The 13,801-nt window shown below is 54.9% G+C and carries 13 protein-coding genes; 7 read left to right on the top strand and 6 right to left on the bottom strand.

The window, feature by feature from the left end; all coding sequences use genetic code 11:
• Position 1: 1 nt before the first annotated feature.
• Entirely contained in the window at positions 2 to 2,497 is a 2,496-nt protein-coding gene (gene ptsP, locus AC4OVU_RS06510; RefSeq protein WP_110292870.1) for a phosphoenolpyruvate--protein phosphotransferase, read from the top strand.
• A gap of 3 nt (positions 2,498 to 2,500) precedes the next feature.
• On the opposite strand, the gene AC4OVU_RS06505 is transcribed toward ptsP, so the two are convergent.
• Positions 2,501 to 3,355 (bottom strand): helix-turn-helix domain-containing protein, encoded by an 855-nt coding sequence (locus tag AC4OVU_RS06505; protein ID WP_023303284.1) that lies wholly within the window; start codon positions 3,353 to 3,355, stop codon positions 2,501 to 2,503.
• A gap of 1 nt (position 3,356) precedes the next feature.
• Complete coding sequence (locus tag AC4OVU_RS06500) at positions 3,357 to 3,977, bottom strand: flavin reductase family protein (RefSeq protein ID WP_110292871.1); 621 nt, start codon at positions 3,975 to 3,977, stop codon at positions 3,357 to 3,359.
• A 262-nt stretch (positions 3,978 to 4,239) separates the two neighbouring features.
• On the opposite strand from AC4OVU_RS06500, the gene rnk reads away from it, so the two are divergent.
• Both rnk and yldA read left to right on the top strand, forming a co-directional pair.
• Positions 4,240 to 4,650: a nucleoside diphosphate kinase regulator gene (gene rnk, locus AC4OVU_RS06495; RefSeq protein WP_006809650.1), complete on the top strand. Its 411-nt coding sequence runs from the start codon at positions 4,240 to 4,242 to the stop codon at positions 4,648 to 4,650.
• Between the two features lie 137 nt (positions 4,651 to 4,787).
• Positions 4,788 to 4,877 carry a small membrane protein YldA gene (gene yldA / locus AC4OVU_RS06490; RefSeq protein WP_015571155.1) on the top strand — a complete coding sequence of 30 codons (90 nt, stop codon included), beginning with the start codon at positions 4,788 to 4,790 and terminating at the stop codon, positions 4,875 to 4,877.
• 10 nt (positions 4,878 to 4,887) lie between these two features.
• Here the strand turns inward: yldA and AC4OVU_RS06485 are convergent, their stop codons facing one another.
• Entirely contained in the window at positions 4,888 to 6,126 is a 1,239-nt protein-coding gene (locus AC4OVU_RS06485) for a zinc-dependent alcohol dehydrogenase (RefSeq protein ID WP_023303283.1), read from the bottom strand.
• A 181-nt stretch (positions 6,127 to 6,307) separates the two neighbouring features.
• Between AC4OVU_RS06485 and uspG the strand changes: the two genes are divergently transcribed.
• Positions 6,308 to 6,736 carry a universal stress protein UspG gene (gene uspG, locus AC4OVU_RS06480; protein ID WP_006809652.1) on the top strand — a complete coding sequence of 143 codons (429 nt, stop codon included), beginning with the start codon at positions 6,308 to 6,310 and terminating at the stop codon, positions 6,734 to 6,736.
• 59 nt (positions 6,737 to 6,795) lie between these two features.
• Here uspG and ahpF read toward each other — a convergent pair whose 3' ends face one another.
• Positions 6,796 to 8,361 carry an alkyl hydroperoxide reductase subunit F gene (gene ahpF, locus AC4OVU_RS06475; RefSeq protein WP_017382489.1) on the bottom strand — a complete coding sequence of 522 codons (1,566 nt, stop codon included), beginning with the start codon at positions 8,359 to 8,361 and terminating at the stop codon, positions 6,796 to 6,798.
• A 188-nt stretch (positions 8,362 to 8,549) separates the two neighbouring features.
• Positions 8,550 to 9,113, bottom strand: a complete 564-nt coding sequence (ahpC, locus tag AC4OVU_RS06470; protein WP_014882974.1) for an alkyl hydroperoxide reductase subunit C — start codon at positions 9,111 to 9,113, stop codon at positions 8,550 to 8,552.
• A gap of 621 nt (positions 9,114 to 9,734) precedes the next feature.
• On the opposite strand from ahpC, the gene citR reads away from it, so the two are divergent.
• The 3 genes from citR (at position 9,735) to AC4OVU_RS06455 (ending at position 12,616) form a co-directional block, all read left to right on the top strand.
• Positions 9,735 to 10,655, top strand: coding sequence for a DNA-binding transcriptional repressor CitR (gene citR, locus AC4OVU_RS06465; RefSeq protein WP_491928646.1), 921 nt, complete (start codon positions 9,735 to 9,737; stop codon positions 10,653 to 10,655).
• 126 nt (positions 10,656 to 10,781) lie between these two features.
• Positions 10,782 to 12,005, top strand: a complete 1,224-nt coding sequence (locus AC4OVU_RS06460; protein WP_032103104.1) for a phosphoadenosine phosphosulfate reductase — start codon at positions 10,782 to 10,784, stop codon at positions 12,003 to 12,005.
• Positions 11,990 to 12,616 carry an IbrB-like domain-containing protein gene (locus AC4OVU_RS06455; RefSeq protein ID WP_023303279.1) on the top strand — a complete coding sequence of 209 codons (627 nt, stop codon included), beginning with the start codon at positions 11,990 to 11,992 and terminating at the stop codon, positions 12,614 to 12,616. Before AC4OVU_RS06460 ends, AC4OVU_RS06455 begins: the two co-directional genes overlap by 16 nt.
• Here the strand turns inward: AC4OVU_RS06455 and AC4OVU_RS06450 are convergent, their stop codons facing one another.
• On the bottom strand, positions 12,617 to 13,777 hold the full coding sequence (locus AC4OVU_RS06450) for a pyridoxal phosphate-dependent aminotransferase (protein WP_032620087.1): 1,161 nt from the start codon (positions 13,775 to 13,777) through the stop codon (positions 12,617 to 12,619).
• Between the last annotated feature and the right edge of the window lie 24 nt (positions 13,778 to 13,801).

The following is a 13,801-nucleotide window of genomic DNA, read 5'->3' as shown; positions in this document are numbered from 1 at the left end:
TATGCTTTCAATTGAATTTTTCTGCCCACTGCCCAACGGCCTGCATGCGCGTCCGGCCTGGGCGTTAAAAGAGCAGTGCAGCGCATGGCGCAGCGACATCCGTTTTATCAACAGACGGCTTAACACTCACGCGGATGCCAAAAGCTCGCTGGCGCTGATCAGTACCGGTACGCTGTTTAATGACAGCTGCGTGCTGGAAATTAACGGCAGCGACGAGGAGCAGGCCCGACGCGTGCTGGAGGCGTATCTCACCGGCGCGTTTATCGACAGCGACAGTATTCCCTCCGGCGACGCGCCGCACGTTGCGCATCCCCTGCCCCGTTCGCTTGTAAGGCTTGCTCCCCACCTTCAGCACGGCATTACGCTCGCCAGTGGCATCGGGGCTGGCACTCTGCGAGGCTGGCAGAGCGATAACCTCAAACGTTATTGTCAGATCCCCGCCTCGCCGGAAGATATTACCCGCCTGGAACACAGCCTGGCGACGCTGGCTGAACAGCTCAACCACCGTCTGCGCGGGCTGGACGGCGAGAGTAAAACCATTCTCAGCGCGCATCTTTCGCTGATCCAGGATGAGGAGTTTGGCGGCACCATACGCCGACTGATCGCCGAGGAGCGGCTAAGCCTTGCGGAGGCGATCATTCGTAATATGGAGCTGATCTGCGACAAGCTGTCGCTCTCCGCCAGCGACTACCTGCGTGAACGCGTCAGCGATATTCGCGACATCAGCGAGCAGCTTCTTACCATTACCTGGCCGGAGTTGCAGCAAACCTCCGCATTCACCCTCAGCGCCCCCACTATTCTGGTGGCGGAAGATCTGACGCCCAGCCAGTTTCTCAGCCTCGACACGCAGTACCTGAAAGGCATGGTGCTTGAAAAAACAGGCAGGACGTCGCATACGCTGATACTGGCACGCGCGGCCTCCGTGCCTGTGCTGAGTGGTTTAACGGTCGCCTCGCTGGCGCCGTTGATGGGAAAAGAGGTCATTCTGGACGGCATCTGTAGCGTGCTGGTCGTTGAACCCAACGACGCGGTGAATGATTACTATAGCGTGGCGCAGCGCCTTGCCGACCGACGCCACCAGCAGCAGATCAAAGATGCGGGTCTTCCAGCACTCACCCGCGACAACGTACCGGTAGAGATTGCCGCCAACATCGGCAGCGCGCTGGAAGCGCCCGGGGCGTTTACCTGCGGCGCGCAGGGTATCGGGCTGTTTCGCACTGAAATGCTGTATATGGACAGAGACTCCGCGCCGGACGAGCAGGAGCAATTCGAAGCCTATCAGCAGGTGCTGCTCTCCGCGCAGGGCAAGCCGGTCATCTTTCGCACAATGGACATCGGCGGCGATAAGCAGATCCCTTACCTGAACATTCCCCAGGAAGAAAACCCGTTCCTCGGCTATCGTGCCGTTCGTATTTATCCCGAATTTGCCGATCTCTTCCGCACCCAACTGCGCGCGATCTTACGCGCAGGTGCCAGCGGCAATGCGCTGTTGATGATCCCGATGGTGCACAGTCTCGATCAGATTTTATGGATCAAACAGGAGCTGCAAAACGTTCGTGACGCCCTGGCCTCACAGGGGTTACGTCACACCGCGCACCTGCCGCTGGGGATCATGGTTGAAGTGCCTTCAGTCTGCTTTATCATCGATCACTTCTGCGAAGAGGTGGATTTCTTCAGTATCGGCTCGAACGATATGACTCAGTATCTCTACGCTGTCGATCGCAACAACCCGCGCGTTTCGGCGCTGTATAACCCCATCACACCATCTTTTTTACGCATGGTTCGCCAGATAGTCACCGCAGCGCATCGTCACGGGAAATGGGTCGGCATTTGCGGGGAACTTGGCGGAGAGCAGCGCTACCTCCCTCTTCTGCTTGGTCTGGGCTTAGATGAGTTCAGCATGAGCGGGCCGCGCATCCCTGCGGTAAAAACCCAGCTGCGTCAGCTGGACATGGCGGCCTGCCGGGCGCTGGCAGATAAGGCCTGCGACAGCCGCAGCGCAGAGGAAATTGAAGCCCTGCTGGCGGATTTCACACCGGAAGCGCCGCCGCGTCCCTTGCTGGCGCTGGAGACTATCGTGGTCAATGAGCCGCTGACCTCAAAAGAGCAGGTGCTTCAGTTCTTATGCGGAAATCTTGCGATTCATGGCAGGACCGAAAACCCGCTGGAGCTTGAAGAAGATCTCTGGCAGCGCGAAGAGATTGTCACCACCGCCGTCGGGTTTGGCGTGGCGATCCCTCACACCAAATCGCAATGGATACGCCACTCCAGCATCAGCATTGCACGCCTGGACAGGGCGATTGACTGGGAGTCGGATTTGGGCGACGTCGAGCTGGTGATCATGCTGACGCTCGGCGCTCAGGAAGGGATTAATCACGTGAAGGTCTTTTCCCAGCTGGCGCGGAAGCTGGTCAATAAAACGTTTCGCGAGTCGCTGTTTGCAGCAACGACGCCGCAAAGTATCCTGGATCTGCTGAACGCTGAAATCACGTTCTGACTGTCACTGAAAGCGTGCGCGATACTCCCCCGGCGTCAGGCCAAACTGGCGCCGGAACAGACGGCTAAAATAGTCGCTATCGGCATAGCCGCAGCGCTTCGCCACTTCCCCCACCGGCAGGTGGTATTTTTGCAGGATGGTTCTCGCCTTCGCCATACGCACCCAACGAACGTAATCCACAAAACTCATCGTCCCCTGTTGGGAGAACAGGCGTGACAGATGGTTAGCCGAAATATTAAACAGCGCGGCGACGCTGTCCCGCGACAGGGATTCAGCATAGTTTTCCTGCACCCAGTTACAAATGCTCTGATAGAGGAAATCCCCGCGCGACAGTCCCGGTTCAGGCAGCGAAGACACCACTTTCCGGCACCAGTGCAGCAGGCTCAGCACCAGCGGTTGAATAATGGCCTGATCCTGCGGGGAAGCGCTCAGGTGCGTCAGGGCCATCAGCATCGCAGCACATTCGCCTCGTTCAGGGTGAGGAAGCTCAACGTGTCGCTGTGCAGGCACCGATTGGCCGTGACGGGAATCATGAAACACCAGCCCCAGCCACGACGGCGCAAAAAGGATGCTCAGCAGCATGACCGGTCGTTCAAACACCGGGACGCTGGCGGCCTGGGCGGGAAGGAACAGCATTTCCCCCTGGCGGAGGGTCTGCTGCCCGGCAACCAGTCTGTTGCCATATTCCCCGCGAAGAACGACGTCAAGCCGTGGCCAGTCGCGGCTCACGCTTCCGACAGCGTCAGACGCGCCACGATGAGCAAACCAGACTCGCCCCAGCTGCTGTGGGTTGAGCACCAGGCCGCTCAACAGATCGGCAAAAAACTGCTGATCGGCGGGCAACAGGGTTGCGCGCATATCACCCCCTGCGCGCATCCGGGCGTACCAGGTCGAAGCGATGGCTGTCACTGATGGCGTAGTAGGCCGTCGGTCCACCCGCACGCAGAATGGGCTGCGCTTTCGCGGTCTGGTAAATCCCCTCTTCCAGCAAACTTTCGGCGATATGGACGCCCACGACTTCGCCGAGCACCAGCCAGGTATCAATCGGCGTCCCATCCGCGCCGGTAAGCTGAATGCACTGTGACAATAGACACTCGAAATTCACCGGGCTTTCCGCCACGCGCGGCGAGCTCACAAGCTGGCTGGCTACGGGCGTCAGGCCTGCAAAGGTAAATTCATCCTCGCCATGAGGGAGCGTGGCGGAGGTTTCATTCATCGCCTCGGCCAGATCGCGCGTTGCGAGGTTCCAGACAAACTCCCCCGTTTCGGTAATATTCCGCACGCTATCCTTCCAGCCGTTGCTGGAAAAACCAATGATCGGTGGGCGATAGTTAAAGCAGTTAAAGAAGCTGTACGGGGCAAGGTTCAGTTGACCGGCCTTATCACAGGATGAGATCCAGCCAATCGGACGTGGACCGATAATGGCGTTCAGCGGGTCGTGCGGCAGGCCGTGCCCCTGAGACGGTTGGTAAAAGTACATATCGCTCTCTCTACGCTGGGGCTGCAACGCGCATTGCCCGGGTTCAGTTTTTCCAGCGTAACGAAATTTCCGTTCAGCGTGAATCGGGACGCCGGGTTTATTGCCAAAAATTCATATGGCGCATGATTGTGACCTTCATCACTTCAAACTTACGGTTTCAGACAGTATCATCAGATAAGTTAAACCCTCGCTGCCAGACGGCGAGGGTTTTCTTTTGGATTGGTTTCTGCGTTACACGCAGCATTAACGACATGGAGTAAAAATGTCCAGACCTACGATTATCATCAATGAACTCGACGCAGAACGTATTGACCGACTGTTGGAGAAACCAGAATTCGCCTCGCTGCCGGTAGCCGATGCGCTGAACGAAGAGCTCGACCGGGCGCAGATGTGTACGCCTGAGACCATGCCGCATGATGTGGTCACCATGAACAGCCAGGTGAAGTTCCGCAACCTGACCACCGGAGAGGAGCTCACTCGTACGCTGGTCTATCCGGCGCAGATGACCGATAGCAGCACGCAACTGTCGGTGCTGGCACCCGTGGGCGCAGCGCTGCTTGGACTGCGCACGGGCGATACCATCCACTGGGAACTCCCGGGCGGCGCCTCAGCTCACCTGGAAGTGCTTGAGCTGCTCTACCAGCCCGAAGCCGCTGGCGATTACCTGCGTTAATCCCTTCTGAACAAGCGACCCCGCTTTGCACAGAGGATGCACCCGCATCCTCTTTCCGCAAATTCACCCTATTGTGCTATACCGGACAAAAACCGCTTAATCCACGCTTAGTCTGTTGTAGTGCCGTGGGGACGGTCATGGGTGAGATACTTGTTATCACACTGGTTTTTCTCATCATCCTGGCGATCCTCGTCGTGGCGGTGCTGTATCTTGAGCGCCACTGGTGAGTGAGGAACCTCACACAACGCCGCCGGGGAAGGCATTCACCAGTCCCTTCACTTTCTGCTGCGCTGCCTCCGGGGTGTCTGCGCCAGGCACCAGGATCACCTTGCGGCACTCCTCCTCCCGTTTTTCGAAGATCTTATAGGCGCGTTCCGCATCAGCCAGCGGAAGATAGTGGGTCACAATATCTTCTGGGGTAAGCAGCCCTTTTTCGATGAGCGGCAGCAGCTCTCCCAGCCAGGCATGGACGTGGGTCTGCCCCATCTTAAAGCTCAGCCCTTTATCGAAGGCATCGCCAAACAGGAAGCCGTGAATAAAACCGGCGTACACGCCCGGCACGCTGACCACGCCGCCGCGCCGCACCGCAGCAATGCACTGGCGCAGGGCTTTGCCGCTGCTGCCTTCAATTTTCAGGTTACTGAGGATCGTTTCCGTGGTGCTGCCTTTGGCCTCAAACCCGACGGCATCAATCACCGCATCCACTCCGCGCTGTCCGGCCGTTTGCTCAATGATTTTCTCCGCCGCGTCGTTATCGTCATCAAAGTTAATCGGGATCGCGCCGTAGCGCTCCTGGGCAAACCGCAGTCGATAGGGATGATGGTCAACCACGAAAATCTGCTCTGCGCCGAGAAGCCGCGCGCAGGCAATGGTCAGTAACCCCACCGGCCCGGCCCCGAATACGGCGACGCTGGAGCCTTTCTGGATCTGCGCATTTTTTACCGCCTGCCAGGCGGTAGGCAGAATATCTGACAGGAAAAGCGCTTTGTCGTCAGACAGCAGCTGGGGCACTTTAAACGGCCCCACGTTGCCTTTCGGGACGCGCACATACTCCGCCTGTCCGCCCGGCACGCCGCCGTAAAGATGGCTGTAGCCAAACAGCGCGGCAGGGGCGGGAATTTGCTTTTTGTTCAGCGCCGCGCCCTGCCCGCGATTCGTGTTTTCGCAGGCCGCGTACTGTTGCATCTGGCAAAAGAAGCAGTCACCGCAGGCAATCACAAACGGGATCACCACCCGGTCACCTTTCTGCACGTTTTTCACTTCGCTCCCGCACTCCACCACCTCGCCCATAAATTCATGACCAAAGATATCGCCGTGCTGGACCTTGGGAATTTTTCCGCGATAAAGATGCAAATCAGAACCACAGATCGCCGTGGCCGTTACGCGCAGGATGATATCGTCAGGCTGTTCGATGCCCGGATCGGGGACATTATCGACCCGAACATGATGTGGACCGTGATAGGTGAGAGCTTTCATGCAACCTCCGAAAGGGTGTGGGTAAGCTTATAAAAGGGTAGCTACCTCTCGGGATCTGCCCCGGAATCCGGCTGTTTTGAGATTTATCCTGGCGAGATAAAAAAGTGCTGTCGGGATTACAGAAACCTTTTATATTTTGTGGTTGAATGATTACAGCGTTTATAAACAAGGAGAAACGGTTATGTATCAAACAATCATTATGCCGGTTGATGTTTTCGAAATGGAACTGAGTGATAAGGCTGTACGTCACGCGGAATTTCTCGCGCAGCAGGACGGAGTTATTCATCTTCTGCATGTTTTACCGGGCTCTGCCAGCCTGAGCCTGCATCGTTTCGCTGCTGATGTGCGTCGTTTTGAAGAGCATTTACAGCATGAAGCCGAGACACGCCTGCAAACCATGGTCGGGCACTTCAGCATCGATCCTTCCCGCATCAAAACCCACGTCCGGTTCGGTAGCGTGCGCGACGCCGTTAATGAGCTGGCGGGGGAATTAAATGCCGACGTGGTAGTGATTGGTTCACGTAACCCTTCCATCACCACTCACCTGCTGGGGTCGAACGCCTCCAGCGTGATCCGCCACACCCACATTCCGGTGATGGTCGTGAGATAAAAAAAGAGGCCACCTTTTGGTGGCCTCTGGCATTGCAGGTGTCGTCTTGCTTTCTTTTATTATGCGGTTTTGGTGCGGATCAGATAATCAAACGAGCTCAGCGACGCTTTCGCACCTTCGCCAGTGGCGATGATGATCTGTTTGTACGGCACGGTGGTGCAGTCGCCCGCCGCAAATACGCCCTTCACGCTGGTTTCGCATTTCGCATCAATGATGATCTCGCCCATGCGGTTGCGCTCAATCGCGCCTTCCAGCCAGGTGGTGTTTGGCAGCAGGCCAATCTGAACAAAGATCCCTGCCAGCGCCACGCTGTGAATATCGCCACTCACGCGGTCACGGTATTCCAGACCGGTCACTTTGCTGCCGTCGCCTTTCACTTCTGTCGTCTGGGCATTGAGCACAATATCGACGTTATTCAGGCTACGCACCTTATCCTGCAACACCTGGTCCGCTTTCATCTCCGGGGCGAATTCCAGCAGGGTAACGTGTTCAACAATTCCCGCCAGATCGATAGCCGCTTCCACGCCGGAGTTACCGCCGCCGATCACCGCTACGCGTTTACCTTTGAACAGCGGGCCGTCACAGTGCGGGCAATAGGTCACGCCTTTGGTGCGATACTGATCTTCGCCCGGGACGTTCATGTTGCGCCATTTCGCGCCGGTGGCAATGATCACGCTGCGCGCCTTCAGCACCGCGCCGGACGCCGTTTCAATCTGGTGCAAACCACCCTCGACCGCGGCCGGAACCAGTTTGCTGGCGCTCTGGCTATCAATGACATCCACGTCGTAGTCGCTGACGTGCGCTTTCAACGCCCCGGCCAGCTTCTGGCCTTCGGTTTTCGGCACGGAAATGTAGTTTTCAATGTCAACGGTATCCAGAACCTGACCACCGAAACGCTCGCCCATCAGACCGGTACGGATCCCTTTACGTGCGGAGTACACCGCCGCCGCTGCGCCCGCCGGGCCGGAGCCAACAATCAGTACGTCGTACGCATCGCGTTGGTTCAACTCTTCCGCCGCACGTTTTTCTGCGCCGGTATCCACTTTGGCGACGATTTCGGTCAAGGTCATACGCCCCTGGCCGAACTCCTGACCATTCAGGTAAACCGCCGGAACGCCCATCACGTTGCGCTCGGTGATTTCGTTCTGGAACGTACCGCCGTCAATCGCCGTGTGCTTAATGCGTGGGTTGAGGACTGACATCAGGTTCAGCGCCTGCACCACGTCCGGACAGTTATGGCAGGAGAGTGAGTAATAGGTTTCAAACTCAAAATCACCGTCGATATCGCGGATCTGCTCCAGCAGCGCCTGCGCTTCTTTTGACGGATGACCACCGGTCCACAGCAGCGCCAGCACCAGGGACGTAAATTCGTGCCCCAGCGGAGAGCCCGCGAAACGCGGCCCCTGGTCAGACCCTGGGTTGGCGATCAGGAAAGAAGGCTTACGGACTGCCAGCGTGTTGTCTTCTTTGAAGGTCACCTTCGGCGACAGCTCAGCAATCTCTGTCAGCAGCGCTTTGATTTCTGCCGATTTCGCGCTGTCGTCCAGCGTGGCAATCAGCTCAACAGGTTTGGTCAGTTTCTCAAGGTAGGCCTTGAGCTGGGTTTTCATGTTAGCGTCGAGCATTATTCTTCCCTCTCTTAAAACGTCATCATGCAAGCCGCCTTATACGGGCTGCCTGAATGCAACTTGCATCATGGTGCTGGAATGAAATGGGCGCGGGGAGCGCCCATTGATTGCCGGGTGGCACTTCGTTTACCCGGCCTACGATACTGTAGGCCTGTGCAAGCGTAGCGCCGCCAGGCTTTACAGACTTAGATCTTGCCGACCAGGTCCAGAGATGGAGCCAGCGTCGCTTCGCCTTCTTTCCATTTCGCCGGGCACACTTCGCCTGGGTGAGAAGCAACGTACTGAGCCGCTTTCACTTTGCGCAGCAGGTCAGATGCATCACGGCCGATACCTTCAGCGGTAACTTCGATAGCCTGGATAATGCCCTGCGGGTCAACAACGAAGGTCGCGCGGTCTGCCAGGCCTTCATCTTCACGCATGTTGTCGAAGTTACGGGTCAGGGCGCCAGTCGGGTCGCCGATCATCGCGTATTTGATTTTCGCGATAGTTTCAGAGCTGCTGTGCCACGCTTTGTGGGTGAAGTGGGTATCGGTAGAAACAGAGTAAACGTCTACGCCCAGCTTTTGCAGTTCTTCGTAGTGGTCTGCCACGTCGCCCAGTTCGGTCGGGCAAACGAAGGTGAAGTCAGCCGGATAGAAGAAGAACACGCTCCAGCGGCCTTCGGTATCTTTCTCAGTTACTTCGATGAACTCACCGTTTTTGAACGCCTGGTTTTTGAAAGGTTTAATTTTGGTGTTAATCAAGGACATCTGTACTTCCTCCGTGTTTTCGTTGAGATGTAAGGTAACCAACTTTGTTCATCGGGGCTAATGCGTATGCTTTATCAAATCAATCAGCCAAACCTTACAACAGCAACAAGACAGCAAGGTGAACCTTTTACAGGAAAGCCTGAAAGTAAAAAGGCCGCCTCAACGGGCGGCCCTGATACCTGAATTCCCCGCAGGTACATTCAGTGCCAGCCGAAGCTGGCGTTGCGTTGCGCTCTACATACCTTGTATCAAGGCCGTAACAGCGGTTTGATTACAGCATCCGTGCGCGCATTGAGCAATGCATAAGAGGGATAGTCCTGCCTATGGTTGTGATAGGCAGAATCGAACAGGTCTCAGAAACGTTATAAATTTAATTTCATTATAAATTTCGCGCTATATATAAATGCCAGTTGTCATTCAAATAATTCAATCACACTTTAAAGATAAAATTATCTTAATAAATCTTGAAGTTGTGTTTCAATAATCCAAAGCCGTGATATATTAAGATCACTTAATTTTTAAATTAAGCGAGTTACCCCCACGGATTGTTAAAGGTAACTTCCCTCTGTCGTACTCCATGATGTGATAACGACAGCAAACACAGCACACTCAGGACGAAACATGGCCAACCTCTACGACCTAAAAAAATTCGATCTCAATCTGTTAGTCATCTTCGAATGCATTTACCAACATCTCAGTATCAGTAAGGCTGCCGAGACACTTTATATCACGCCATCCGCCGTGAGCCAGTCGCTGCAACGTCTGCGTGGCCAGCTCAATGACCCCCTGTTCATCCGCTCAGGTAAGGGAATTACGCCGACCACGGTGGGCACCAACCTGCATCATCATCTTGAACAGAATCTCAACCAAATTGAGCAGACGATCAACATGATGCATCACTCGGACATCAAGAAAAAGTTCGTTATCTATTGCTCTCAAATGATGTCGCCCGGCTATATGCTCGAACCAATGAAGCTGCTAATGTCAGAGGAAAATTACGAGATAGAACAACGAGATATGCTTATCCCTCCGGAATCCGCAGAGGACCTGCTCGCCTACCGTAAAGCCGACCTGATCTTTACTATTGCCCCAATTAAGAATCGCTCTGTGGTGTGTTCTCACTTTGCCACGGTGCCAATAGCGTTAATCTGCCGAGAAAACCATCCAAGACTCGCCGATACGGTCAGTCTTGAAGCGTTATACCGGGAAAAATTCACCTTTTACCAGAGTGCGCACCCGGGCGTTAAAGAGTTCCAGAATCGCGCCAATGACCTTTTCCCGGAAAGAGATATTGCTTTTCGCACGGACTCCATCAGCTCGCTTATCTCCATGGTCAGTTCATCTGATCTGTTAGGCTTTATACCCGTATCAATCTATGAAGCCTATAAAGAGACGTTAAAAATAAAACGGATCGCCGCCCCATTTGAATTGCCCGAAATACATGTCTATATGCTTTACAGCCGTTCATCGCTGAACAGCAGCGTTTTTTCAACGTTCATTGAGAAAATGCATAAACTCTGTCTTTCCGCTCCATCTGCGTAAAATCATTTATATGATGAATATAAAAATCGCAAACTGAAAAAATGATCCCGTGAAAATAATGAAAAATGATTTCATAATATCGTCTTAATTTTTTCCAGACATTTAACACGCAGGATGCGATTAACCATGTCGATCTATAAAATCCCTTTACAGGAAAATGTTTTAGACGCTTCAGCGGAACGCATAGACTGGACGCTAAACAATTTCTCCAGGGTATGCGTTTCCTTTTCCGGTGGAAAAGATTCTACCGTGATGCTGCATCTCGTTGCCCAGCAAGCACGGCAATTAAAGCGAAAAATAGATGTCATCTTTCTGGACTGGGAAGCGCAATTCTCCTCAACCATTCAGCATGTTGACACGATGAGAACGCAGTATCGGGATGTTATCCATCAGTTCTGGTGGGTAGCGCTTCCGCTCACGACCCAGAACGCCCTGTCACAGTTTCAACCTGAATGGCAGTGCTGGGAACCCGGGACAAACTGGGTTCGCCAGCCACCGGAAGATGCCATTACCGATTATCACTATTTCGATTTTTATCAGCAGGGAATGACGTTTGAAGTCTTCGTGCGAGAGTTTGCCGAATGGTATGCGCAAAAACGTCCTGCCGCCGTCATGGTGGGGATCCGCGCCGATGAATCCTACAACCGCTTTCTGGCTATCGCGTCGGCACGTAAGCAGCGCTTTTCTGACGATAAACCCTGGACGACCGTCGCACCGGGCGGGCACACCTGGTATATCTACCCTTTGTACGACTGGAAAACCGCCGACATCTGGACGTGGTTCGCGAAATCGAAATGTTGCTATAACCCGTTATACGACCTGATGTACAAGGCGGGGGTGCCGCCGCGTTATATGCGCATCTGCGAACCGTTTGGCCCGGAACAGCGTCAGGGCTTGTGGCTCTATCATGTCATTGAACCCGAACGCTGGGCGGCGATGTGTGAGCGTGCCTGCGGGGTGCGCAGCGGCGGTATTTATGCCGGGCACGATAACCATTTTTATGGCCACCGGAAGATCCTGAAACCAGACCATCTTGGCTGGCGCGAATACGCCATGCTGCTACTCGACAGCATGCCGCAAAATACGGCGGAACATTACCGCAATAAAATCGCGGTTTATCTCCACTGGTATCAAAAGCGAGGCATGAACGATATTCCCGATACGCAGGAGGGTGACATTGGTGCAAAAGATATCCCCTCCTGGCGACGCATTTGTAAGGTTTTACTCAACAATGACTATTGGTGCCGGGCACTTTCGTTTAGCCCAAATAAGCCCAAACACTATCAGCGCTACAGCGACAGAGTGAAAGCAAAACGCAAGGAATGGGGGATTTTATGCAACAACGAATAATCACCGAAATGGAAACGTACCTTCAGGCACTTTCTGAGGAAGAGCGAATAGCCGCTATTAATGCGTTTCGTCAGGCATTACATGAAATCAGCCCTTTTCGCGATCAGCCCGTCGATTGCGTATTGTGGATAAAAAAGACAAACATCAGCGCTAACGATTACAACCCAAATAACGTCGCGCCACCGGAAAAGCGGCTGCTCAGCAAGTCACTGGAGCTGGATGGATTCACACAGCCTATCGTGGTGACGGAAAATGCGCCACAGCACTACGAAATTGTCGATGGTTTTCACCGCCATGATATCGGCAGTAACCGGGCGACCCTGAAGCGCCAGCTTAAGGGTTACCTTCCTGTCACCTGCCTGCGTAAAGCGCGGCAGGAAAAGTTCGACCGCATGGCTGCGACCATTCGCCACAACCGCGCGCGCGGACGCCACCAGATCAACGCCATGTCAGAAATCGTGCGCGAGCTGGTGCTTATGGGCTGGAGTGAGCAGAAAATTGGCCAGGAGTTGGGTATGGACAGCGATGAAGTACTGCGTCTGAAGCAGATCAACGGTCTGCTCGAACTCTTCGCAGACCGTCGTTTTTCTGAAGCCTGGACGGTGAAATAGTCAGAGCGCGTTTAACCGCGCTGCCGCTGCCAGCAGCGTCGATTCCTGCTTCGCAAAGCAAAGTCGGATCAGCTTATGCGGGAAGGGATCGGCGCAGAACACCGACAGCGGAATGGCCGCCACGCCCACCTCTTTCGTCAGCCACTGGCAGAAACTCACGTCGTCCAGATCGGAAATCGCGCTGTAGTCGGCCAGCAAGAAATAGGTCCCTTCACAGGGTAAAATCTCCAGACGGCTTTTGCTCAACGCAGCCACAAACCGATCCCGACGCGCACGGTAGAAATCCGGTAGCTCACGGTAGTGTCCGGGTTCGCTGCGCAGCATATCCGCCAGCGCCAGCTGAGCGGGTGTGTTCACCGCAAACGTCAGATACTGATGCACTTTACGCAGCTCAGCGCTGATGGCGGCGGGCGCCACGCAGTACCCGACCTTCCAGCCGGTCATATGGTAGGTTTTGCCAAATGACGATACCGCGATTGCACGCTCACGAAGCTGCGGATGCGCCAGCACGCTGGCATGCCCCTCTTCGGCGAAGCAGATATGCTCATACACCTCGTCGCTCAGAACATAGATTTCACGTTCGGCGATGGCCTGCCACAGGGCGGCAAAATCGCTCTTCTGCCACACCGTCGCCGATGGGTTGTGCGGCGTATTCAGGATCACCAGCCGGGTTTTATCGCTCAGCAGCGCGGCAAACGCCTGCCAGTCCGGACGAAAATGCGGCGGCTGGAGCGCCACGCGTTTCACTACGCCGCCGGCCAGTTCAATCGCCGGGGCGTAGCTATCGTAGCTCGGGTCAAAACAAATCACCTCATCGCCCGTACGCACCAGGGCGGTTATCGCCGCATACAGCGCTTCGGTCGCCCCTGCGGTTACCGTGATATCGCTGTTCGCATCAGGTTTATAGCCATACAGCTCAGCCGTTTTATCCGCAATGGCTTCACGCAACGCCTGCACGCCGGTCATCGGCGCGTACTGGTTGGCTCCCTGCGCCACGTGGTACGCCAGACGCTCCTGCAAATATTTCGGCCCGTCAAAATCCGGGAAACCTTGTGAGAGGTTAATGGCGTTGTGCTGCTGCGCCAGGGCGCTCATCTGGGTAAAAATCGTCGTGCCGAGATTTGGAAGTTTACTCTGTGGGATCAACGGGTTATTGCTCATTGTAGTGTGCCTGCCTGTAATACT

The sequence above is a fragment of the Enterobacter sp. 6722112 genome (genome assembly GCF_058661685.1).
The sequence above is the reverse complement of the archived record's forward strand: the minus strand, read 5'-3'. Positions and strand labels throughout refer to the sequence as shown.

What these genes read in the sequence shown, in the direction of transcription:
- ptsP (WP_110292870.1), top strand. Translation starts at nt 2, where the DNA reads ATGCTTTCAATTGAATTTTTCTGCCCACTGCCCAACGGCCTGCATGCG.
- AC4OVU_RS06505 (WP_023303284.1), bottom strand. Translation starts at nt 3,355, where the DNA reads ATGCGCGCAACCCTGTTGCCCGCCGATCAGCAGTTTTTTGCCGATCTG.
- AC4OVU_RS06500 (WP_110292871.1), bottom strand. Translation starts at nt 3,977, where the DNA reads ATGTACTTTTACCAACCGTCTCAGGGGCACGGCCTGCCGCACGACCCG.
- rnk (WP_006809650.1), top strand. Translation starts at nt 4,240, where the DNA reads ATGTCCAGACCTACGATTATCATCAATGAACTCGACGCAGAACGTATT.
- yldA (WP_015571155.1), top strand. Translation starts at nt 4,788, where the DNA reads ATGGGTGAGATACTTGTTATCACACTGGTTTTTCTCATCATCCTGGCG.
- AC4OVU_RS06485 (WP_023303283.1), bottom strand. Translation starts at nt 6,126, where the DNA reads ATGAAAGCTCTCACCTATCACGGTCCACATCATGTTCGGGTCGATAAT.
- uspG (WP_006809652.1), top strand. Translation starts at nt 6,308, where the DNA reads ATGTATCAAACAATCATTATGCCGGTTGATGTTTTCGAAATGGAACTG.
- ahpF (WP_017382489.1), bottom strand. Translation starts at nt 8,361, where the DNA reads ATGCTCGACGCTAACATGAAAACCCAGCTCAAGGCCTACCTTGAGAAA.
- ahpC (WP_014882974.1), bottom strand. Translation starts at nt 9,113, where the DNA reads ATGTCCTTGATTAACACCAAAATTAAACCTTTCAAAAACCAGGCGTTC.
- citR (WP_491928646.1), top strand. Translation starts at nt 9,735, where the DNA reads ATGGCCAACCTCTACGACCTAAAAAAATTCGATCTCAATCTGTTAGTC.
- AC4OVU_RS06460 (WP_032103104.1), top strand. Translation starts at nt 10,782, where the DNA reads ATGTCGATCTATAAAATCCCTTTACAGGAAAATGTTTTAGACGCTTCA.
- AC4OVU_RS06455 (WP_023303279.1), top strand. Translation starts at nt 11,990, where the DNA reads ATGCAACAACGAATAATCACCGAAATGGAAACGTACCTTCAGGCACTT.
- AC4OVU_RS06450 (WP_032620087.1), bottom strand. Translation starts at nt 13,777, where the DNA reads ATGAGCAATAACCCGTTGATCCCACAGAGTAAACTTCCAAATCTCGGC.